17 protein-coding genes are annotated in these 19,627 nt (G+C 73.1%); 9 read left to right on the forward strand and 8 right to left on the reverse strand.

Translation table 11 applies throughout. From position 1 onward, the window contains the following. The first annotated feature begins 8 nt into the window (after positions 1-8). Positions 9-1,121, forward strand: a complete 1,113-nt coding sequence (locus FS793_RS01005; RefSeq protein WP_144717681.1) for an alcohol dehydrogenase catalytic domain-containing protein — start codon at positions 9-11, stop codon at positions 1,119-1,121. Here the strand turns inward: FS793_RS01005 and FS793_RS01010 are convergent. Then, positions 1,118-2,056, reverse strand: a complete 939-nt coding sequence (locus tag FS793_RS01010) for a D-alanine--D-alanine ligase family protein (RefSeq protein ID WP_144717683.1) — start codon at positions 2,054-2,056, stop codon at positions 1,118-1,120. The two genes, FS793_RS01005 and FS793_RS01010, sit on opposite strands and share 4 nt — an antisense overlap. Further along, the gene (gene alr / locus FS793_RS01015) at positions 2,047-3,165 is read right to left on the reverse strand and encodes an alanine racemase (RefSeq protein ID WP_144717685.1); all 1,119 of its coding nucleotides are present in this window, start codon (positions 3,163-3,165) and stop codon (positions 2,047-2,049) included. Before alr ends, FS793_RS01010 begins: the two co-directional genes overlap by 10 nt. Before the next feature lie 122 nt (positions 3,166-3,287). Here alr and FS793_RS01020 point away from each other — a divergent pair, with 122 nt between their 5' ends. The 8 genes from FS793_RS01020 (at position 3,288) to FS793_RS01055 (ending at position 11,870) form a co-directional block, all read left to right on the forward strand. Continuing rightward, positions 3,288-3,764 (forward strand): T6SS immunity protein Tdi1 domain-containing protein, encoded by a 477-nt coding sequence (locus tag FS793_RS01020; protein ID WP_144717687.1) that lies wholly within the window; start codon positions 3,288-3,290, stop codon positions 3,762-3,764. A 48-nt stretch (positions 3,765-3,812) separates the two neighbouring features. After that, positions 3,813-4,979, forward strand: coding sequence for a M24 family metallopeptidase (locus FS793_RS01025; protein ID WP_144717689.1), 1,167 nt, complete (start codon positions 3,813-3,815; stop codon positions 4,977-4,979). Next, complete coding sequence (locus FS793_RS01030; protein WP_144717691.1) at positions 4,976-6,160, forward strand: M20 family metallopeptidase; 1,185 nt, start codon at positions 4,976-4,978, stop codon at positions 6,158-6,160. The genes FS793_RS01025 and FS793_RS01030 overlap by 4 nt, the downstream gene beginning before the upstream one ends. An 84-nt stretch (positions 6,161-6,244) precedes the next feature. Then, complete coding sequence (locus FS793_RS01035) at positions 6,245-7,498, forward strand: NAD(P)/FAD-dependent oxidoreductase (RefSeq protein WP_144717692.1); 1,254 nt, start codon at positions 6,245-6,247, stop codon at positions 7,496-7,498. Positions 7,499-7,583: 85 nt separating this feature from the next. Further along, entirely contained in the window at positions 7,584-9,017 is a 1,434-nt protein-coding gene (locus FS793_RS01040) for an MFS transporter (protein WP_440130433.1), read from the forward strand. Positions 9,018-9,145: 128 nt separating this feature from the next. Beyond that, complete coding sequence (locus tag FS793_RS01045; RefSeq protein WP_260980062.1) at positions 9,146-10,297, forward strand: SLC13 family permease; 1,152 nt, start codon at positions 9,146-9,148, stop codon at positions 10,295-10,297. A 51-nt stretch (positions 10,298-10,348) separates the two neighbouring features. Beyond that, complete coding sequence (locus FS793_RS01050; protein ID WP_144717696.1) at positions 10,349-11,137, forward strand: DUF1684 domain-containing protein; 789 nt, start codon at positions 10,349-10,351, stop codon at positions 11,135-11,137. Between the two features lie 259 nt (positions 11,138-11,396). Then, positions 11,397-11,870 (forward strand): DUF3145 domain-containing protein, encoded by a 474-nt coding sequence (locus FS793_RS01055; protein WP_144717698.1) that lies wholly within the window; start codon positions 11,397-11,399, stop codon positions 11,868-11,870. 126 nt (positions 11,871-11,996) lie between these two features. On the opposite strand, the gene FS793_RS01060 is transcribed toward FS793_RS01055, so the two are convergent. The 6 genes from FS793_RS01060 to aceE form a co-directional block, all read right to left on the reverse strand. Next, positions 11,997-13,232, reverse strand: coding sequence for a beta-ketoacyl-[acyl-carrier-protein] synthase family protein (locus FS793_RS01060; protein ID WP_144717700.1), 1,236 nt, complete (start codon positions 13,230-13,232; stop codon positions 11,997-11,999). Positions 13,233-13,312: 80 nt separating this feature from the next. Then, positions 13,313-13,561 carry an acyl carrier protein gene (locus FS793_RS01065; RefSeq protein WP_092501620.1) on the reverse strand — a complete coding sequence of 83 codons (249 nt, stop codon included), beginning with the start codon at positions 13,559-13,561 and terminating at the stop codon, positions 13,313-13,315. 35 nt (positions 13,562-13,596) lie between these two features. Further along, a complete protein-coding gene (locus FS793_RS01070) occupies positions 13,597-14,592 on the reverse strand; it encodes a beta-ketoacyl-ACP synthase III (protein WP_144717702.1) in 996 nt (331 codons plus the stop codon). Then, positions 14,589-15,509: an ACP S-malonyltransferase gene (locus FS793_RS01075; protein ID WP_144717704.1), complete on the reverse strand. Its 921-nt coding sequence runs from the start codon at positions 15,507-15,509 to the stop codon at positions 14,589-14,591. The genes FS793_RS01070 and FS793_RS01075 overlap by 4 nt, the downstream gene beginning before the upstream one ends. Before the next feature lie 79 nt (positions 15,510-15,588). Further along, the gene (locus tag FS793_RS01080) at positions 15,589-16,749 is read right to left on the reverse strand and encodes a PucR family transcriptional regulator (RefSeq protein ID WP_222123682.1); all 1,161 of its coding nucleotides are present in this window, start codon (positions 16,747-16,749) and stop codon (positions 15,589-15,591) included. A gap of 3 nt (positions 16,750-16,752) precedes the next feature. Beyond that, complete coding sequence (gene aceE / locus FS793_RS01085; RefSeq protein WP_144717706.1) at positions 16,753-19,473, reverse strand: pyruvate dehydrogenase (acetyl-transferring), homodimeric type; 2,721 nt, start codon at positions 19,471-19,473, stop codon at positions 16,753-16,755. Positions 19,474-19,627: the final 154 nt, after the last annotated feature.

Below are 19,627 nucleotides of genomic sequence, written 5' to 3' on the forward strand. Positions count from 1 at the left end.
CTCGGGGCATGACGACGACGTCCATCCGCGGTGCCGTGCTGCACGAGATCGGTGCCGAGCAGCCCTACGCCGAGTCGAGGCCGCTGCGCGTCGAGACGCTCGAGCTCGCGGGCCCCGGTGCGACGGAGGTGCTCGTGCGCATCGAGTGCGCGGGTCTGTGCCACTCCGACCTCTCGGTCGTCGACGGCAACCGCGCCCGCCCCGTGCCGATGCTGCTCGGCCACGAGGCCGCCGGCATCGTCGAGGAGGTCGGCGGGTCGGTGCCGGCGCTCGCGGTCGGCGACCGCGTCGTGATGACGTTCCTGCCGCGCTGCGGCGAGTGCCGCGGCTGCGCGTCGAACGGCGCGAGCCCGTGCGAGCGCGGCTCGGCGTCGAACGCGGCCGGCACGCTGCTCTCGGGCGAGCGCCGACTCACGATGGCGGGGGAGCCCATCCACCACCACCTCGGCGTCTCGGGCTTCGCGACGCACGCGGTCGTCGACCATCGCTCGGTCGTGCGCGTCGACGCCGACGTGCCCGCCGACGTGGCGTCGCTGCTGGGCTGCGCCGTGCTCACGGGCGGCGGCGCCGTGCTCAACGCCGCGCGGCCGGAGCCCGGATCGACCATCGGCATCGTGGGGCTCGGCGGCGTCGGCATGGCCGCGGTGCTCGTGGCGCTCGGCGTGCCCGACGTGCGCGTCGTCGCGATCGACCCCGTGCCCGAGAAGCGTGCGCTCGCCGAGCGGCTCGGAGCGCGCTCGGCGACGGCCGACGAGCTCGCCGATGCGGGGGAGCGCTTCGCGACCGTGGTCGAGGCCGCGGGCGCCATCCCGGCGCTCGAGGCCGCCGTCGCGCTCACCGCGCCGGGCGGTCGCACCGTCACGGTCGGCCTGCCGCATCCCGACGCGCGGCTCTCGCTGTCGCCGACGGCGCTCGTCGGCGAGGGACGCGCGCTCGTCGGCAGCTACCTCGGCTCGGCGGTGCCATCGCGCGACATCCCGCTGTACGCGCAGATGTGGCGCGAGGGCAGGCTCGACGTCGACGTGCTCGTGTCGAGCCGCATCGGCCTCGACGACGTCGCGGCCGGCATGGATGCGCTCGCGTCGGGTGCGGCGCTGCGGCAGATCGTCGAGCTCGACTAGACGGTCTCGAACGCGCGCACCGCGCCGCGCACGAGGCCGTCGACGAGGTCGTCGAACGGCACGCCTGCATCGAGGAGCATGCGCGGCACCTGGCTCAGCCGCGTCATGCCCGGCATCGTGTTGACCTCGTTGCACACGAGCGAGTCACCCTGGACGAACCAGTCGACGCGAGCGAGCCCGCGGCAGCCGAGCGCCGCGAAGACGCGCATCGACTCCTCCTCGAGGCGGGCGCCCAGCTCGGGCGACAGCCGCGCGGGCACGACGAAGGGCGGCTCGCCGCCGTACTTCGCCGAGGCATCGAACACGCCACCCGGCTCGCGCACGATCTCGAGCGGCGAGCCCACGCGCACGCTGCCGTCGAGCTCCACGACCGCGACGTCGACCTCCATGCCGCCCGCGTAGCGCTCGACGAGCATCGGCTGCTCGGCGCACGCCTCGGCGACCTCGGCCGCCGTGCGTGCGACGAGCAGGCCGACGCTCGACCCGTCGGCGAGCGGCTTCACGACCACCGGCGCGCCGAGCGCGGTCACGGCAGCGGCCGCATCCGCCGCCGACGCCACGACGCGGCCCTCGACGGTCGCGACCCCGTGCGCAGCCAGCACGGCCTTCGTGACGTCCTTGCGCATGCACACGGCGCTCGCCTCGACGCCGCAGCCGACGAAGGGCACGCCGAGCGTCGTCAGGAAGCCCTGCAGCGTGCCGTCCTCGCCGCCCACGCCGTGCAGCGCGGGGAAGACGACGTCGACGTCCGCGAGCGCCGCCACGAGCGCGGGATGCGCGAGCGCGTCGCCGCCGACGGTCCACGACCCGTCGCGTGCGATCGTCGCCCGCGCGACCTCGTGGCGCGTCGCGAGCGCATCCGCGACCGCCGTGGCGCTCGCGAGCGACACGTCGTGCTCGTTCGACACGCCACCACCGACGACCATCACGCGCATGCCGCACCTCCCGTGAACGATCGCCGCCACCGCGAGCCGAGATGCGTGACGATGTCGTGCGCGATCGTGCCCGACCATCCTGCCCACTCGCCGAGCGTCGGCGCACCGGGCTCGGTGCCGACGAGCGTGATGGGCTCGCCGGGCTCGACGCCCGCGTCGCCCACGTCGACGACGACCTGGTCCATCGAGACGGCGCCGACGACGCGCGCGCGGCGACCCCGCACGAGCACCTCGGCGCGACCGGAGGCGACGCGCGGGATGCCGTCGGCGTAGCCGACGGGCATGGTCGCGAGCCGCGTGCGCCGGTCAGCGACCCACGCGTGGTCGTAGCCGACGCCCGTGCCCGCTGCCACGTCGCGCACGACGACCGCGGGTGCAGCGAGGCCGATGACGGGCGCGAGGGCGTCGCCGCCCGCGGGGTCGATGCCGTAGAGCCCGGCCCCGACGCGCACGAGCTCGTACTCGGTGCCGACGCCCCGCAGCGCCGACGCCGTCGCCGCGACGTGCCGCACCTGCGGCACGAAGCCGCGGCGCTCCGCCGTGCGCACGGCGTTGTCGAAGAGCATCCGCTCGGTGCGGTTGCGCGGGTCGTCGGGATGGGCCGCGTGGCTCAGGTGCCCCATGACGCCGACGGGCTCGACGACGCCCATGCGCGCGAGGCCGCCCGCGAACGTCACGAGCTCGCGCCACGCCTCGCGCGGCGCGCCGTCGCGTGCGATGCCGAGGTCGACGTGCAGATGCACCCTCGCGCGTTCGCCGGTCGCCCGCGCCGCGGCGACGACGGCGCGCAGGTGCGCGAGCGACGGCACGGCCACGTCGACGCCCGCCGCGACGGCGGGATCGAAGTCGGCTGCGGGGGAGGCGAGCCATGCGAGGGTGCGCGCGCCCGTGCGCTGCCGCAGCGCGACGGCCTCGTCGAGCGACGTCGTGCCGAGCCAGTCGGCGCCGTGCGCGAGCAGATGCTGCGCCACGTCGCCGTGACCGAACGCATCCGCCTTCACGACCGCGACGAGCCCGCGCGAGCGCTGGCGGAAGGTACGCGCGTTGGCGCCGAGCGCGTCGAGGTCGACGTGCAGCTCGGGGCCGGCGAGCAGGGTGGTGGTGGGCATGCTCCCACCCTCGCCGCGGGAGCCGGTCGACGGCGTCCGCCGCGAGGTCGGGCCGCCTCATCCCAGCGGATGATCCATGGGACCGCACCCCGCATCCAGTCGGCGCCCGTAGCGTCGCACGTATGACCCAGCAGTGGCTCGCCGACCTGCCCGGATGGGCGCCGTTCACCTTCGCCTCCGAGCCCGCCCCGACGGCCGAGATGCTGCCGACCTGGCCGAGGCTGCACGAGCCCTACCCGCTCGTGCACGGCTTCTCGCGGCTCGGGCACGTCGTGCTCTCCGACGAGGCGCAGCGCCGCTTCTGCGTGCTCTACCCGCTCGAGGGCGGCTCGAAGGGCTACGAGGCTGCCTCGCTCGACGAGCTCCGGCGCACGGTGATCGACGACCGGGGATTCCAGAGCTGGATCTTCCCCGAGGCGCTCGTGCGGCCGATCGTCGAGCGCCTCGGGCCCATCGACGCCGGCGCCGTCTACTACCCGGTGCCGTACCCGATGATCGGCGGCTCGGGCGCCCCCGAGACCTACTCGTCGGGCGACGTGTGGGTGTTCCTCGACATCGTCGGCCAGCTGTGGATGCAGGGGCCGCCCCCGCGAGTGTGACCTGCCGGGCCGGTAGCGTGGCTCGAACCCCGTCGAACGGAGTTCCGCATGCCCTTCGCCGAGCCTGAGCTCGCCGCCCGCCTCGATGCCGTGCGGCAGCGCATGGCCGCGAGCGACCTCGACGCGCTCATCGTCGCCGACCCGGCGAACATCCACTACCTCACGGGCTACGACGCGTGGTCGTTCTACATGCCGCAGCTCGTGCTCGTGACGCACGACGAGGATCCCGTGCTCGCCCTGCGCTCCATGGACGCGAACGGCGCGCATCGCACGGCGCAGCTGCCGGCCGACCGCATCCTCGGCTACCCCGAGTCGTGGGTGCACCAGCCCGATCGACACCCGTTCGCGTGGATCGTGGATGCGCTGCGCGAGCGCGGACTCGTGCGGCCTGGCCGCGTGGGCGTCGAGTCGGAGGCGCACTTCCTCACGGTGCGGTCGTACCTGACGCTGCAGGCGGCTGCGCCCGAGTGGACGCTCGTCGACGACCGCCAGCTCGTGAACTGGGTGCGGCTCGTGAAGAGCCCCGCGGAGCTCGAGCGGATGCGCGAGGCGGGCCGCGTCTGCTCGGCCGCGATGCTCGCGGGATTCGAGGCCATCCGACCCGGGATGGGGCAGCACGAGCTCGCCGCCGTGGTGGCGCACGCGCAGGCGATGGGCGTCGAGGGCGTCGCGGGCGACTACCCGGCGATCGTGCCGATGCTGCCGACGGGGGAGTCGGCCGACACGCCCCACATGACGTACTCGGGCCGCGTGCTCGAGGCGGGCGAGGCGGTGTCGTTCGAGATCGCCGGCGTCTCGCAGCGCTATCACGCGCCGCTCGCCCGCACGGTGTCGCTCGGCCCGCCGTCGCCCGAGCTGCGCTCGCTGGCCTCGGTGACGGCCGACGGCCTCGACCTCGTGGTCGACGCCATGCGCCCCGGGCGCACGGTCGCCGAGGTGCACGGTGCATGGCAGGCGCATCTCGCCCGCGCCGGCTACGAGAAGGCGTCGCGGCTCGGCTACTCGATCGGCATCGGCTACCCGCCCGACTGGGGCGAGCACACGGTCTCGGTGCGCGGCGACGATGCCACGGTGCTCGAGCCCGGCATGACGCTGCACGTCATCGCCGGCATGTGGATGACGGGCTTCGGCTGCGAGCTGTCGGAGTCGGTCGCCGTGACGGATGCCGGCGTCGAGCTGCTCACGCACGTGCCGCGCGAGCTGGTGGTGCGATGAGCACGGACGGCGACGTCGAGCGCGCGATCGCGCTCGTCGACGAGGCGACGATCGTCGCCGACGCGTCGAGCCTCATCCTCGCCGCCTCCGAGAACCCCGGCGGCACCGAGGCCCGCGCCGCACGCGCGCTCGTCGCGATCGCGTCGAGGCTCGGCGGGCGCGTGATGGTGGAGGACGCCGCGCCCGATCGGCCGAACGTCGCGGTGCGATTCGGACCCGACGACGACGGCGCCGGCGGCGCCGGCCTGCTGTTCCTCGGGCACAGCGACGTCGTGCCCGCCGGACCCGGCTGGACGCACGATCCGTTCTCGCCGACGGTCGTCGACGGCGCCCTCGTCGGTCGTGGCTCCACCGACATGAAGGGCGGGCTCGCCGCGGTGCTGCAGGCGCTCGCCGCCGTGCACCACGTCCGCCCCGACCTGCCCCTCGAGCTGCTCGTCACGGCCGACGAGGAGGACCTCGCCATCGGCATGGCCGCGCACCTGCGACACGCGCCGCGGCCGTACCGGGCCTGCATCGTCGCCGAGCCGACCGACCTCGCGACCGTGGTCGCGTGCCGCGGCGCGTCGAACCACGAGATCGTCGTGTCGGGACGCGCGGCGCACGCGGGGCGGCCGGAGGACGGTGCGTCGGCGATCACGGGTGCAGCGGTCGTCGTCGAGGCGATCCTCGCCGACCACGCCAGGCTCCGTGCGGAGGACTCGGGGCTGCTGGGCTCGGCGTCGTGGAGCGTCGGCCGCATCGACGGCGGCCACGCGACGTCGATCGTGCCCGATCGCTGCACGCTGCTCGTCGATCGGCGGCTCATGCCCGGCGAGGACGCGGCAGCGGTGCTGCGGGCGCTCCTCGACGTCGCGCGTCCAGGGGTGGAGGCGGTCGGCTGCACCGTCGAGGGGCGCACGCTCATGGCGATGCCGGGGTTCACGACGGATGCGGCGCATCCGCTCGTCGACGCCGCGGTCGCGGCGCTCGCCGACGAGGGCCACGCGAGCCGGGTCGAGGCATGGACCGCGGCGTGCGAGGGCGGGTTCGTGGCCGAGCACCACGGCTGCCCGACGATCATCCTCGGTCCGGGCGACATCACGGGCCAGGCGCATCAGCCCGACGAGCACGTGCGCATCGCCGACCTCGGCACCGCATCCCGCGCCTACGTGCGGCTGGCGCTCGCGCTCGCCGGCTGACGCGGCGGGCGGCGCGGACCCGTCTCCCAGCCGGTCGAGGATCGCGCGAGCGCAGCGTCCCGCCCGATCCCGTAGCGTCGACCCATGGACCGCCATGACGTCATCGTGCTCGGCGCCGGTCTCGCGGGACTTCGTGCGGCGACGCGGCTCGCGACGTCGGGCCTCGACGTCGTCGTGCTCGAGGCGTCGGATGCGGTCGGCGGGCGCCAGCGCACCGACGCGGTCGACGGCTTCCTGCTCGACCGCGGCTTCCAGGTGCTGAACCCCGCGTACCCGGCCGTCCGGCGCTGGGTCGACGTCGACGCCCTCGGCCTGCGGTCCTTCCCGATCGGCGTGCGCGTGCGCCGCGCCGACGGGCTCGCCGAGCTCGCGCATCCCGCGCGGCATCCCTCGCGCCTTCGGGCGACGCTCGCGAGCGGTCTCCTCGACCCGCGCGAGCTCGCCGCCCTCGCCGCGTGGGCCGGGCCCGCCATCGCGGCGCCGCGCCATGCGATCCGCGCCGCTCGCACGGGCGACGACGCACGGCTCGCCGAGGAGTGGGATCGCCTCGGCGTCGACGGACCGCTGCGGCACGAGGTGCTCGAGCCCTTCCTCGCGGGCGTGCTCGCCGAGGGAACGGGCGCGACGTCGGATGCGTTCGTGCGCCTGCTCGTGCGCATGTTCGCGCTCGGACACCCCGGGCTGCCCGCCGGCGGCATCCAGGCCCTGCCCGAGCAGCTCGCCGCGACGGCGCGCGACGCGGGCGCAGAGATCCGCCTCGACCGCACTGCCGCGGGGATCGCGCTCGACGGCGACGCCGCACGCGTCGACGTCGTCGACGGCGATGCCGTGCACGCCGACGCCGTGATCGTGGCGGTCGGCGCCGAGCACGTCGCGGCCCTCGCCGACGTGCGCCCGCCCGCGACGCGCGGCCTGCAGACGTGGTGGCTCGACGCGGCCGCATCGCCGACGCGCTCGCGCATGCTGCACCTCGACGGCACCCGCTCGGGGCCCGTGCTGCACACGTCCGTCGTCTCGGGCACCGCGCCGACCCTCGCGCCGCGCGGCCGGTTCCTCATCGAGGCGACGTGCCTGCTCGGCGACGCGACCGAGGCCGACGTGCAGGCGCAGCTGCGCCACGTGTGGGGCGTCGAGGTGTCTGCGTGGCGGCTGCTGCGGCGCGACGACGTGCGCCACGCGCTGCCGGCGCAGGCGCCGCCGCTGCGCACGACGACGCGCGCACGCGTCGGGGAGCGCACGTACGTGGCGGGCGACCATCGCGACACGGCCTCGATCCAGGGCGCCCTCGCGTCGGGCGACCGCGTCGCGCGCACGGTGCTCGCCGACCTCGACGCCTGACCCCGCGCGCCCGGCCCCGCACGCGCGACGCCGCGCGCGGCGCATCCGTCCCCCGCATGTCGCAGGCGCCGCCTATGCTTCCGGCATGAGCGAGCCCAGCCCCGGCGACGCCGCCCCGCAGCCGACCGCCGGCAACCCCGACGTCCCCGCCGCCGGCATGCGCCGCTTCGGCCACGTGCTCGTCAACACGCTCGTCGCCAACGTCACGACGAGCTTCCTCTGGTTCGCGCTCACGTTCTGGGTCTACCTCGAGACGCGCTCGGTGCTCGCGACCGGCATCATCGGCGGCGCGTACATGCTGCTCGTCGCGGTCTTCGCGATGCTGTTCGGCACGATCGTCGACCGCCACCGCAAGCACGCGGTCATGGTGCTCTCGAGCGTCGTGACGCTCGCCTCGTTCTCGATCGCGGGCGTGCTGTACCTGCTCTTCCCCGAGTCGTCGCTGCTCGACCTCGGCGGCCCGTGGTTCTGGCTCTTCTCGGGCATCATCCTGTTCGGCGCCGTCGTCGAGAACATGCGCAACATCGCGCTGTCGACCACGGTGACGCTGCTCGTGCCCGAGCACCGTCGCGCGAACGCCAACGGCCTCGTCGGCACGGTGCAGGGGGTGGCGTTCATGATCACGAGCGTCTTCTCTGGCCTCGCGATCGGCTTCCTCGGCATGGGCGTCACGCTCGGCATCGCGGTCGTCGCGACGGGCGTCGCGCTCGCGCATCTGCTGTTCGTGCGCATCCCCGAGGCGCAGCCGGAGGCCGATGGCGAGGGCCGTCCGGCCGTCGACCTGCGCGGTGCCATCACGGCGGTGCGCGCCGCGCCGGGACTGTTCGCGCTCATCCTGTTCTCGACGTTCAACAACCTCTTCGGCGGCGTCTACATGGCGCTCATGGACCCGTACGGCCTCGAGCTCTTCCCCGTCGAGCTGTGGGGCGTCGTGCTGGGCGTCGCGTCGACGGGCTTCATCGTCGGCGGCGCGATCATCGCCAAGACGGGCCTCGGGCGCAATCCCATCCGCACGATGCTGCTCATCGTCGTCGGCATGGGCCTGCTCGGCGCGCTCTTCACGATCCGCGAGTGGTGGCTGCTCTTCGCGATCGGCATCTGGGCCTGGATGGCGATGGTCCCGGCCGTCGAGGCCGCCGAGCAGACCGTCATCCAGAAGGTCGTGCCGTTCCAGCGCCAGGGCCGCGTGTTCGGGTTCGCGCAGGCCTTCGAGGCCGCGGCGGCACCGGTCACGTCGTTCCTCATCGCGCCCATCGCGGAGTTCGCGATCATCCCCTACGTGGCGAGCGACGACGGGCGATCGACGTTCGGCTGGCTGCTCGGCGACGGCGACGCGCGCGGCATCGCGCTCGTCTTCCTCGTCGCAGGACTCCTCACGATGCTCCTGGGTGCCGGCGCGTTCCTCACACGCTCGTACCGCACGCTCTCGGCGCAGTACGAGGGGCAGACGGAGTCGGTGGCGGTCGCCGAGGGAGCGGGCACCGAGCCCGCCGCCGAGCAGGTCGACCCCCGGCGCTGACCGTCGCTCGCGCCGGCACGCGTGCTGCGCATGCCGGCGGGCGTACGATGCGTCTCGTGCATGACGACGTCGAGCACGTCGGCTCGGCACGACGGCCCCTGCGGCAGCGTCTGCACGACCTGCCGTGGATCGGCCTCGCCGGGGCGATCCTCGTGCTCGCCGGCGTGGTGCTGCTCGCGACCGGCGTGCTGCCGATGGAGGCGGCCTTCGCGATCGGGGAGCGCACGTGGCCCGTGCTGCTCTTCGTCGTCGCGGCGACGATCGTCGCCGAGCTCGCGGCGGTCGCGGGCGTCTTCCACGCGATCGCCGAGCGGCTCGGGCTCATCGGCCTCGGGCGGGCGTGGGTGCTGTGGCTGCTCGTGGTCGCCCTCGCGGCCGTCGCGACCATCATGCTGTCCCTCGACACGACGGCCGTGCTGCTGACGCCGGTCGTCGTGCTGCTCGCGAGGCATCTGCGGCTCGACCCGCTGCCGTTCGCGCTCACGACGGTGTGGCTCGCGAACACCGGCTCGCTGCTGCTGCCCGTGTCCAACCTCACGAACCTGCTCGCCGAGCACGAGCTCGGGCTCGGTCCGGCGCAGTTCGCCATGCTCATGGCACCGGCGGCGGTCGTCGGCATCGTCGTACCCGCCGCCGCCGTCGCACTCACGCATCGCCGCAGCCTCGCCGCGCGATTCGAGCGGCAGACCGTGGAGTCGGAGCCCGACCGCGTGCTCACGATCGGCGCGAGCGTCGTCGTGGCGCTGCTCGTGCCCGCGCTCGTCAGCGGCATCGAGGTGTGGATCCCGGCCTCCATCGCGGCGCTGCTGCTGCTCGTGCTCGTCGCGGTGCGTCGACGCACGGCGCTGCGCTGGTCGCTCGTGCCGTGGCAGATCGTGGCTCTGGCCGTCGGCCTCTTCCTCGTCGTCGAGACGCTGCATGCGCGCGGACTCGCCGACGTGCTCGCGCCCATCGTCGGCACGAGCGACGGCCTGGGCGACCTGCTGCGCCTCGCCGGCTCCGGCGCGCTGCTCGCGAACGGCGTCGACAACCTGCCCGCCTACCTCGCGCTCGAGCCCCTCGCGACCGGTCCGCTGCGCATGGCCGCCTTGCTCGTCGGCGTCAACGCCGGGGCGCTCGTGACGCCGTGGGCGTCGCTCGCGATCCTGCTGTGGCACGACCGTCTCGTCGCGATGGGCGTGCGCCTGTCGTGGGGCCGCTACATGCTGCTGAGCGTCGTCGTGGCGCCCGTGACGGTCGTGCTCGCGGTGGTCGCGCTCTGGGTGGCGAACGGCGCCTGACCCGCGCTGGACGTGCGTCGTCGACGTCGTCGATGTGCATAGGCTGGTCGCATGAGCTCCGAGCAGGACCACGCCGCCTTCCGCCGCCGGCGCGAGCAGAGCGTGCAGGCGGCGCAGGGCGCGCTCGCCCTCGTCACGACCGCGTGGATCACCGAGCCCACGACGATCGAGGGAGTGCCCGGCACGTGGGCGCCGACGCCCGCGGGCGACGGCGTCGCCCTCACCGCGACCGAGGCCGACGACGTGACGGTCGACGGCCGCGTCGTCGACGGCACCGTGGTCGTGCACCCGCACGACGGCATGACGCCGAGCCGCGTGCGCTTCGACGACACCCGCACGGGCTACGTCCTCACCCGCTCCGACGGGGTGGGCGTGCGCATCTGGGATGCCGAGTCCGACGCCATCGCGCGCTTCGAGGGCTTCGCCGCCTACGACTACGACCCCGCATGGGTGGTCGAGGGCGCGTTCGAGGCCGAGGGCGTCGAGACCCGGGTCGGCCGCAGCCAGGGCGGCGAGCGCGTCGAGCGCATGGCAGGCACGGTGCGCGCGACGATCGAGGGTCACGAGGTGGCGCTGCTGGCGCTGCCCGACGGCGACGCGCTGCAGATCGTGTTCGCGGACGCGACGACGGGCGACGAGACGTACGGCGTCGGCCGGTTCCTGTTCGTGCGTCCGCGCCGCGACGGGTCGGTCGAGCTCGACTTCAACCGCGCGGTCGTGCCGCCGTGCTCGATGAGCGACCAGTTCAACTGCCCGCTGCCGCCGGCGCAGAACCGCCTGCCGTTCGCGGTGCGCGCGGGGGAGCAGCGTCCGCTGCTCGCCGAGTCGCCCGTCGACTGACGTCCGCGGCTTCCGCATTCCGGTTGCGTTCTGCAGGTGATTCGGCGAGCCGAGGGGAATGCTCCCTTGGCTCGCCGAATCGCCTGCGATGCGCAGCTGGACGAGCGTCCACGCCGCCATCGCCGGCGCACAGCCGCATGACAGGGTTGTGATTCGCAGGGTTCGAGGCGCATACTGATGCCGTCGACGCGTTCGGTCGGAGGGGAAGCCGCATCGAACGGAGGTCGACATGAGTGCGCTTGCAGAAGCCGTCCGCGGCATGGTGTTCATCCATGCTGCGCCCAAGGCGCTGTGCCCCCACATCGAGTGGGCGATCGGGCGCGCCCTCGGCGACCCCGCCGCCATCCGCTGGGAGGATCAGCCGGTGCTGCCAGGCGCCCGTCGCGCCGAGGTGCCGTGGGAGGGCCGCGAGGGCTCGGGCGCCGCCATCGCCAGCGCGCTGCGCGGCTGGCCCGACGTGCGCTTCGAGGTCACGGAGGAGGGCGGCGTCGAGGGATCGCGGTGGATGCACACGCCGAGCCTCGGCATGACGCGCACGACCGTCGACGCGCTCGGCACCGTGCTCGTCTCCGAGCACCGCGTGCGCGCGGCGATGGAGCTCGCGGGCCGCGACCTCGCTGCGCTGCACCGCGAGCTGCGCGGCGCGCTCGGCACCGACTGGGACGACGAGCTCGAGGTCTTCCGGCACGCGAGCGACGCGAGCCCCGTCATCTGGCTGCACAAGGCCGGCTGACCCACTCCCGGCGACGGCTCCGCGCATGACCGCTCCGTGAGGTGCGAGCGCAGCGAGCCTCGAAGGGAGCCCCACGGACACCGAGGGCCCCGCCGAACACGGCGGGGCCCTCGTGCACGTCTCGGGTCAGATCGAGCGGAACGCCGCCACGGCGTTGTGCCCGCCGAAGCCGAACGAGTTCGAGATCGCCAGGTGCGCGCCAGAGCCGAGCTCGACGGGCGTCGACGAGATCGACAGCGGCGCCTCCGGGTCCTGCTCCTCGACGTTGATCGTCGGGGGAGCGAGCCGGTGGTGCAGCGCCAGCACCGTGAAGGCGGCCTCGAGCGCGCCCGTGCCGCCGAGCAGGTGGCCGTGGGCGCCCTTGGTGGCGGAGACGGGGATCTCGAGGGACCGCTCGCCGAACACGCGGCGCAGCGCCTTCACCTCGGCGACGTCGCCGACGGGCGTCGACGTGGCGTGGGCGTTGATGTGCGTGACGTCGTCGACCGACGCGCCCGCCTGCTCGAGCGCGGCGAGCACGGCGCGGCTGGCACCGAGGCCCTCGGGCTCGGGGGCGGTGATGTGGTACGAGTCGGCCGTGACGCCGCCGCCGGCGAGCTCCGCGTAGATGCGGGCGCCGCGCGCGAGGGCGTGCTCCTCGGTCTCGAGCACGAGGGCGGCGCCGCCCTCGCCCATGACGAAGCCGTCGCGGTTGACGTCGTACGGACGCGACGCGTGCGCCGGGTCGTCGTTGCGACGCGAGAGCGCCTGCATCGACGCGAACGACGCGATCGTGATGGGGTGGATGGCCGACTCCGAGCCGCCGGCGATGACGACGTCCGCGACGCCCGCCTGCAGGTGCTCGTAGGCCATGGCGATCGACTCGGTCGACGACGCGCAGGCGGAGGCGACGGTACGGGCGTAGGCGCGGGCCTCGAAGTGCATCGAGACGGCAGCCGACGGCGCGTTGGGCATGAGCATGGGCACGGTCATGGGGAGGACCCGACGCGGGCCCTTCTCGCGCAGCGTGTCCCACGCGTCGAGCAGCGTCCAGACGCCGCCGATGCCGGTCGCCCAGTCGACGCCGAGGCGCTCGGGTGCGACGTCGGGCGAGCCCGCGTCCTCCCAGGCCTCCTTGGCCGCGACGAGCGCGAGCTGGCTCGAGGGGTCGAGGCGCTTGGCGACGGGGCGCTCGAGCACGGTGTCGGGGCGCACGGCCGCCTCGGCGGCGAACGTGACGGGCAGCTCGAGCTCGGCGACCCAGGGGTGCTCGAGCGAGCGTGCGCCGGATGCGCCGGCGAGCAGCGCATCCCAGGTCTCGTGGATGGTCCCGGCGAGCGGCGTCGTCGCGCCGATGCCGGTGACGACGATCTTCTTCGTCATGCAGGGGCTCTCTCGTGTCTTGGGGCGCGTCATCGCGCCTGCATGGCTGTGGGGCGACCTCGCGGCCGCCCCACGCGTGCTCAGGACTGCGCGTTCGTGATGAACGTGACAGCGTCGCCGACGGTCTTGAGGTTCTTCACCTCGTCGTCGGGGATCTTCACGTCGAACTTCTCCTCGGCGTTGACGACGATCGTCATCATCGAGATGGAGTCGATGTCCAGGTCGTCCGTGAACGACTTCTCGAGCTGGACGTTCTCGACCGAGATGCCGGTCTCGTCGTTCACGAGCTCTGCGAGCCCTGCGAGGACCTCATCGTTGGTCAGTGCCATCGTTCTTCTCCTTCAGTGCGGTAGCGGCTACGAGCCTATGGGAGGACGACGACCTGCGCGCCATACACGAGACCGGCACCGAAGCCGATCTGCAGGGCGAGGCCGCCGGAGAGCTCGGGGTGCTCCTCGAGCAGTCGGTGGGTGGCGAGCGGGATCGAGGCCGCCGACGTGTTGCCGGTCGTCTCGATGTCGCGCGCGATCGCGACGGTGTCGGGAAGCTTGAGCTGCTTCGCGAACTCGTCGACGATGCGCATGTTCGCCTGGTGGGGGATGAACGCGGCGAGGTCGTCGGCGGTGACGCCGGCCTCCTCGAGGGCGCGCTTGGCGACCTTCGCCATCTCCCACACGGCCCAGCGGAAGACGGTCTGGCCGTCCTGCCGCAGCGTGGGCCACGGTGCCCCCGACGCGATGTCGGTGTAGGGCGAGGTCATGCGGATGGTGTCCCACTTCGACCCGTCGGAGCCCCAGATCGACTTCGAGATGCCGGGCGTGTCGGACGGGCCCACGATGACGGCGCCAGCGCCGTCGCCGAGCAGGAACGAGATCGAGCGGTCGGTGGGGTCGACGACCTCCGACAGCTTCTCGGCGCCGATGACGAGCACGTACTCGCTCGTGCCGGCGCGCACGAGGGCGTCGGCCTGCGCGATGCCGTACGCGTATCCGGCGCAGGCGGCCGAGATGTCGTACGCGGCGGCGGGGGTCGCGCCGATGCGGTCGGCGATGAGCGAGGCGAGCGACGGGGTCGCGACGTGGTGCGAGATCGTCGACAGCAGCACGGCACCGATCTGCGACGGCTCGATGCCCGACCTCGCGATGGCCTCGTTCGCGGCCGTGAGGCAGAGGTCGAGCAGCGTGACGTCGGCGGAGGCGCGCTTGCGCGAGACGATGCCGGTGCGCTGGCGGATCCACTCGTCGGAGGAGTCGATGGGCCCGACGAGGTCGTCGTTCACGACGTTCAGGTCGCCGCGCGCGGCGCCGACCGAGAGGATGCGCGAACCGGGGCGGGTGGCGGGGATGTGCAGGGTGGTCATGCGGTCTCCAGCAGCTCGATGGCGGCGGCGAGGTCGTCGGGCGTCTTCACGGCGACCGAGGGCACGCCCTTCATGCCGCGCTTGGCGAGGCCCACGAGCGCGCCGGCGGGGGCGAGCTCGATGACGCCCGTGACGCCGGCGGCGAGGAACGCCTCCATGCACAGGTCCCAGCGCACGGGGTTCGCGACCTGGCCGACGATGAGGTCGAGGTAGGCGCGGCCGTCGACGACCTCGGAGCCGTCGGCGTTGGTCCAGAGCCGCAGCGTCGGCACGGAGGCCGCCGTCTCGGCGGCCTTCGCGCGCAGGTGCTCGACGGCGGGCGCCATGTACGTCGTGTGGAACGCGCCGGCGGTCTGCAGCGGGATGACGCGGGCGCCGGCGGGCGGCTCGGCCTTGAGCGCCTCGATGCCCTCGACGGGGCCGGCGACGACGATCTGGCCGCCGCCGTTGTAGTTCGCGGGGGAGAGGCCGGTCTCGGCGAGCCGCGCCTCGAGGGCGTCGGCGTCGCCGCCGAGCACGGCGGCCATGCCGGAGGAGACCTGCGCCGCGGCGTCGGCCATCGCGCGACCGCGCTCGCCGACGAGCGCCATGGCGTCGAGCGGCTCGAGCACGCCCGCGCCGACCGCTGCCGTGATCTCGCCGACGGAGTGGCCGGCGATGCCGCCCACCGCCTCGCGGCGACCGACCTCGCCCAGCAGGGCGTCGAGCGTGAGGATGCCGGCGGCCACGATGAGCGGCTGCGCGACCTGCGTGTCCTTGATCGTCTCGGCATCCGACTCGGTGCCGTGCGTCACGAGATCGACGCCTGCCGCCTCGCCCAGCTGCTCGAGCCGGGTGCGGGCAGCGGGGTCCTCGATCCACGGGGCGAGGAACCCCGGGGTCTGCGAGCCTTGTCCTGGAGCCACGACGACGATCACGGCATCCACCCTTGCACAGGGCGCGACCCGTCGCAGGCATGGCGAGGGCTTCGCATCCTGCCTGCGGCATGCATGCGCGTCATCGGCGCGGCTCGCCGCCCTGGATGGCGCCGAGGATGAGGGCGGCGTGCAGCATGAACGACTCGCGGGCACCGGTGGCATCCCAGCCGATGAGCTCGGAGATGCGCTTGAGGCGGTACCGCACGGTGTTGGGATGCACGAAGAGCTCGCGCGCCGTCGCCTCGAGAGAGCGGCCGTTGTCGAGGTACGCCCAGAGGGTCGTGAGCAGGTCGCTCGAGTGGTCGAGCAGCGGCCGGTAGATGGTGCGCACGAGCTGCTGGCGGGCGATGGGGTCGCCGGCGAGCGCGCGCTCGGGCAGCAGGTCGTCGGCGCGCACGGGCCGCGGCGCGCTGCGCCACGCCTTCGCGACGGCGAAGCCCGCGAGCGCCGTCTTCGCCGATCGCGACGCCTCGACGACGCTCGCCACCGGGTCGCCGAGCACGAGGTGCCCGGGCCCGAACGAGCCCTCGAGCGAGCCGGCGATGTCGAGGAACGAGTACGGCGACTCCTCGTCGGTGATGACGCGGCCGATCACGATGACGAGGCGCGCACCCTGCACGCCCACGAGCACGTCGGCGTCGTGATGGCGTGCGGTGCGGCGGATGACGTCGACGTCGACCTGCGGCGGCGCGACGCCCACGAGCACCGCGCAGTCGCCGTGGCCGGCCCAGCCGAGCGCTGCGGACCGCGACGGCAGCTCCTCGTCGTACTCGCCCGTGAGGATCGAGTCGACGACGAGCGCCTCGAGGCGCGCATCCCACAGCCCGCGCGACTCGGCCGCCCGCGCGTACACGTCGGCGGCGGCGAAGGCGATGTCGCGCGAGTACAGCAGGATCGGCTCGCGCATCGAGGTGTCCTCGCCCGCGATGCGGCGTTCGTACACCTCCACGACGACGCGGATGAGCTGCAGCGTCTGCTGCAGGCTCACCGATCGCAGCAGCTCCCGCGGAGCGGCGCCGAACACGTCGGCGGCGATCCACGGCTGCGCATCCGGGTCCTCGTACCACTCGATGAACGACGTGATGCCGGACTGCGCGACCGACCCCACCGCGGCCCGCCGCGACGGCGGCATCGTGCGGTACCACGGCAGGGTGTCGTCGAGCTCCTTGAGGACCTGCGACGACAGGTCACCCGCGATGCGGCGCAGCCACGCGAGCTGCTGCGCCTTCGTGCGATCCAACGGCTAGGACTCGCCACCCGCCGAGCCGGACGTGCCGGCGTTGACGTCGTGGAGCGAGTACTTGTCGATCGCCTGCTGCACCGTGCCGAGGGGCACCTTGCCCTGGCGCGCGAGCGCCTCGAGCGAGCGCACGACGACCGAGTGGCTGTCGATGTGGAAGTAGCGACGGGCAGCGGCGCGCGTGTCCGAGAAGCCGAAGTCGTCGGCGCCCAGCGTCAGGTAGTCGCCCGGCACCCACTGGCGGATCTGGTCGGACACCGCGTGCATGTGGTCGCTCGTCGCGATGAACGGACCGTCGGCCTCCGACAGCCGCGACGTGACGAAGGGCACGCGCTGCTCGTCCTGCGGGTGCAGGAAGTTGTGCTCGTCGGCGGCGAGCGCGTCGCGACGCAGCTCGGTCCACGAGGTCACCGACCACACGTCGGCACCGATGCCCCAGTCGTCGGCGAGCAGCTGCTGCGCCTCGACGACCCACGGCAGGCCGACGCCCGAGGCGAGCAGCTGCACGCGCAGCTCCTGCTCGCCACCGGTCGAGACCTTGTGGATGCCGCGCACGATGCCCTCGACGTCGACGCCCTCGGGCTCGGCCGGCTGCACGAGCGGCTCGTTGTACACCGTGAGGTAGTACATGACGTTCTCGGGGCTCGACCCGTACATCCGCTCGATGCCCGAGCGCATGATGTGCGCGATCTCGTAGCCGTACGCGGGGTCGTAGGAGACCATCGCGGGGTTCGTGGATGCGAGCAGGTGCGAGTGGCCGTCGGCGTGCTGCAGGCCCTCGCCCGTCAGCGTCGTGCGACCGGCGGTGGCGCCGATGATGAAGCCGCGCGCCATCTGGTCGCCCGCCGCCCACATCGCGTCGCCCGTGCGCTGGAACCCGAACATCGAGTAGAAGACGTAGATCGGGATGAGCGGCTCGCCGTGCGTCGAGTACGACGTACCGGCGGCGGTGAACGCCGCCATGGCGCCGGCCTCGTTGATGCCGACGTGCACGATCTGCCCGTCGGGCGCCTCGCGGTACTTCAGCAGCAGGTCGCGGTCGACCGACGTGTAGTTCTGGCCGTGCGGGTTGTAGATCTTCGCCGACGGGAAGAAGGCGTCGATGCCGAACGTGCGGGCCTCGTCGGGGATGATCGGCACGATGCGGTTGCCGAACCCGTCGACGCGCAGCAGATCCTTGAGCAGGCGCACGAACGCCATGGTCGTGGCGACCTCCTGCTTGCCGGAGCCCTTCTTCGGCAGCGCGTACGCGGCGTCGCCCGGCAGCGGGATCGTCGTCGACGTCGAGCGACGCTCGGGCAGGTACCCGCCGAGCGCCTTGCGACGCTCGTGCATGTACTCGATCTCCTCGGAGTCCGCACCCGGGTGGAAGTACGGCGGCAGGTACGGGTTCTCCTCGAGCTGCGCATCCGTGATCGGCAGCTGCAGCTGGTCGCGGAAGCCCTTGAGGTCCTCGAGCGTCATCTTCTTCATCTGGTGGGTCGCGTTGCGGCCCTCGAAGGTCTTGCCGAGCTGGTAGCCCTTGATCGTCTTCGCGAGGATGACGGTCGGCTGGCCCGTGTGCTCGACGGCAGCCTTGTAGGCCGCGTAGACCTTGCGGTAGTCGTGGCCGCCGCGCTTGAGGTTCCAGATGTCGTCGTCGGACATGCCCTCGACGAGCTCGAGCGCCTTCGGGTCGCGGCCGAAGAAGTGCTCGCGCACGAAGGCGCCGTCCTCGGTCTTGTACGTCTGGAAGTCGCCGTCGGGCGTGACGTTCATGAGGTTGCGCAGCGCGCCGTCGTCGTCGCGGTCGAGCAGGCCGTCCCACTCGCGGCCCCACACGACCTTGATGACGTTCCAGCCGGCACCGCGGAAGAACGACTCGAGCTCCTGGATGACCTTGCCGTTGCCGCGCACCGGGCCGTCGAGGCGCTGCAGGTTGCAGTTCACGACGAAGGTGAGGTTGTCGAGGCCGTCGTTGGCCGCGAGCTGCAGCGCACCGCGCGACTCGACCTCGTCCATCTCGCCGTCGCCGAGGAACGCCCAGACGCGGCTGTCGGAGCGGTCGAGGATGCCGCGGTTCGTGAGGTACTTGTTGGCCTGCGCCTGGTAGATCGCGTTGATGGGGCCGAGGCCCATCGACACGGTCGGGAACTGCCAGAACTCCGGCATGAGGCGCGGGTGCGGGTACGACGAGAGGCCGCCGCCCGCGTGGCTCTTCTCCTGACGGAAGCCGTCGAGCTGATCGGTCGACAGACGACCCTCGAGGTAGGCGCGGGCGTACATGCCGGGGGAGGCGTGGCCCTGGTAGAAGATCTGGTCGCCGCCGGACTCGTGGTCGCGACCGCGGAAGAAGTGGTTGTGGCCGACCTCGTAGAGCGAGGCGCTCGACGCGTACGTCGAGATGTGACCGCCGACCGCGATGCCGGGGCGCTGGGCGCGGTGCACCGTCATGGCCGCGTTCCAGCGGATCCAGCGGCGGTAGCGGCGCTCGACGGCCTCGTCGCCGGGGAACTCCGGCTCGTCCTCGGCGGCGATCGTGTTGATGTAGTCGGTCGTCGGCACCATCGGCACGCCGAGGTGCAGGTCCTTCGACTTCTTGAGGAGGCTCAGCATGATCTCGCGAGCGCGCTCGTGACCGTGGGTCTCGACGAGCTGGGTGAGCGACTCCTGCCACTCCGCGGTCTCCTCGGGATCCCGGTCCATCGCGTTCACCGAGTAGGGATCCTGGTCGTTCACCGGCACTGCTGACTCCTGCGTGGCTCGTGGACTGCGATCGTCTTCGCGGCATCGGGGTCACCGGTGCGGCTGACCTAGCCACTCTAGCCCGGGCGCGGATGCCGCTCGCGGCTGCTGCGCCGGTGGCGGAATCGGTCGGGCGGGGTCTGTGTGGTCGGTG

The organism is Agrococcus jejuensis (assembly GCF_007679035.1).
Classification (GTDB): Bacteria; Actinomycetota; Actinomycetes; order Actinomycetales; family Microbacteriaceae; genus Agrococcus; species Agrococcus jejuensis_A.

Bases quoted from the DNA above. Each gene is read 5' to 3' on its own strand.
- FS793_RS01005 (WP_144717681.1), top strand. From the start codon at position 9: ATGACGACGACGTCCATCCGCGGTGCCGTGCTGCACGAGATCGGTGCC.
- FS793_RS01010 (WP_144717683.1), bottom strand. From the start codon at position 2,056: ATGCGCGTGATGGTCGTCGGTGGTGGCGTGTCGAACGAGCACGACGTG.
- alr (WP_144717685.1), bottom strand. From the start codon at position 3,165: ATGCCCACCACCACCCTGCTCGCCGGCCCCGAGCTGCACGTCGACCTC.
- FS793_RS01020 (WP_144717687.1), top strand. From the start codon at position 3,288: ATGACCCAGCAGTGGCTCGCCGACCTGCCCGGATGGGCGCCGTTCACC.
- FS793_RS01025 (WP_144717689.1), top strand. From the start codon at position 3,813: ATGCCCTTCGCCGAGCCTGAGCTCGCCGCCCGCCTCGATGCCGTGCGG.
- FS793_RS01030 (WP_144717691.1), top strand. From the start codon at position 4,976: ATGAGCACGGACGGCGACGTCGAGCGCGCGATCGCGCTCGTCGACGAG.
- FS793_RS01035 (WP_144717692.1), top strand. From the start codon at position 6,245: ATGGACCGCCATGACGTCATCGTGCTCGGCGCCGGTCTCGCGGGACTT.
- FS793_RS01040 (WP_440130433.1), top strand. From the start codon at position 7,584: ATGAGCGAGCCCAGCCCCGGCGACGCCGCCCCGCAGCCGACCGCCGGC.
- FS793_RS01050 (WP_144717696.1), top strand. From the start codon at position 10,349: ATGAGCTCCGAGCAGGACCACGCCGCCTTCCGCCGCCGGCGCGAGCAG.
- FS793_RS01055 (WP_144717698.1), top strand. From the start codon at position 11,397: ATGGTGTTCATCCATGCTGCGCCCAAGGCGCTGTGCCCCCACATCGAG.
- FS793_RS01060 (WP_144717700.1), bottom strand. From the start codon at position 13,232: ATGACGAAGAAGATCGTCGTCACCGGCATCGGCGCGACGACGCCGCTC.
- FS793_RS01065 (WP_092501620.1), bottom strand. From the start codon at position 13,561: ATGGCACTGACCAACGATGAGGTCCTCGCAGGGCTCGCAGAGCTCGTG.
- FS793_RS01070 (WP_144717702.1), bottom strand. From the start codon at position 14,592: ATGACCACCCTGCACATCCCCGCCACCCGCCCCGGTTCGCGCATCCTC.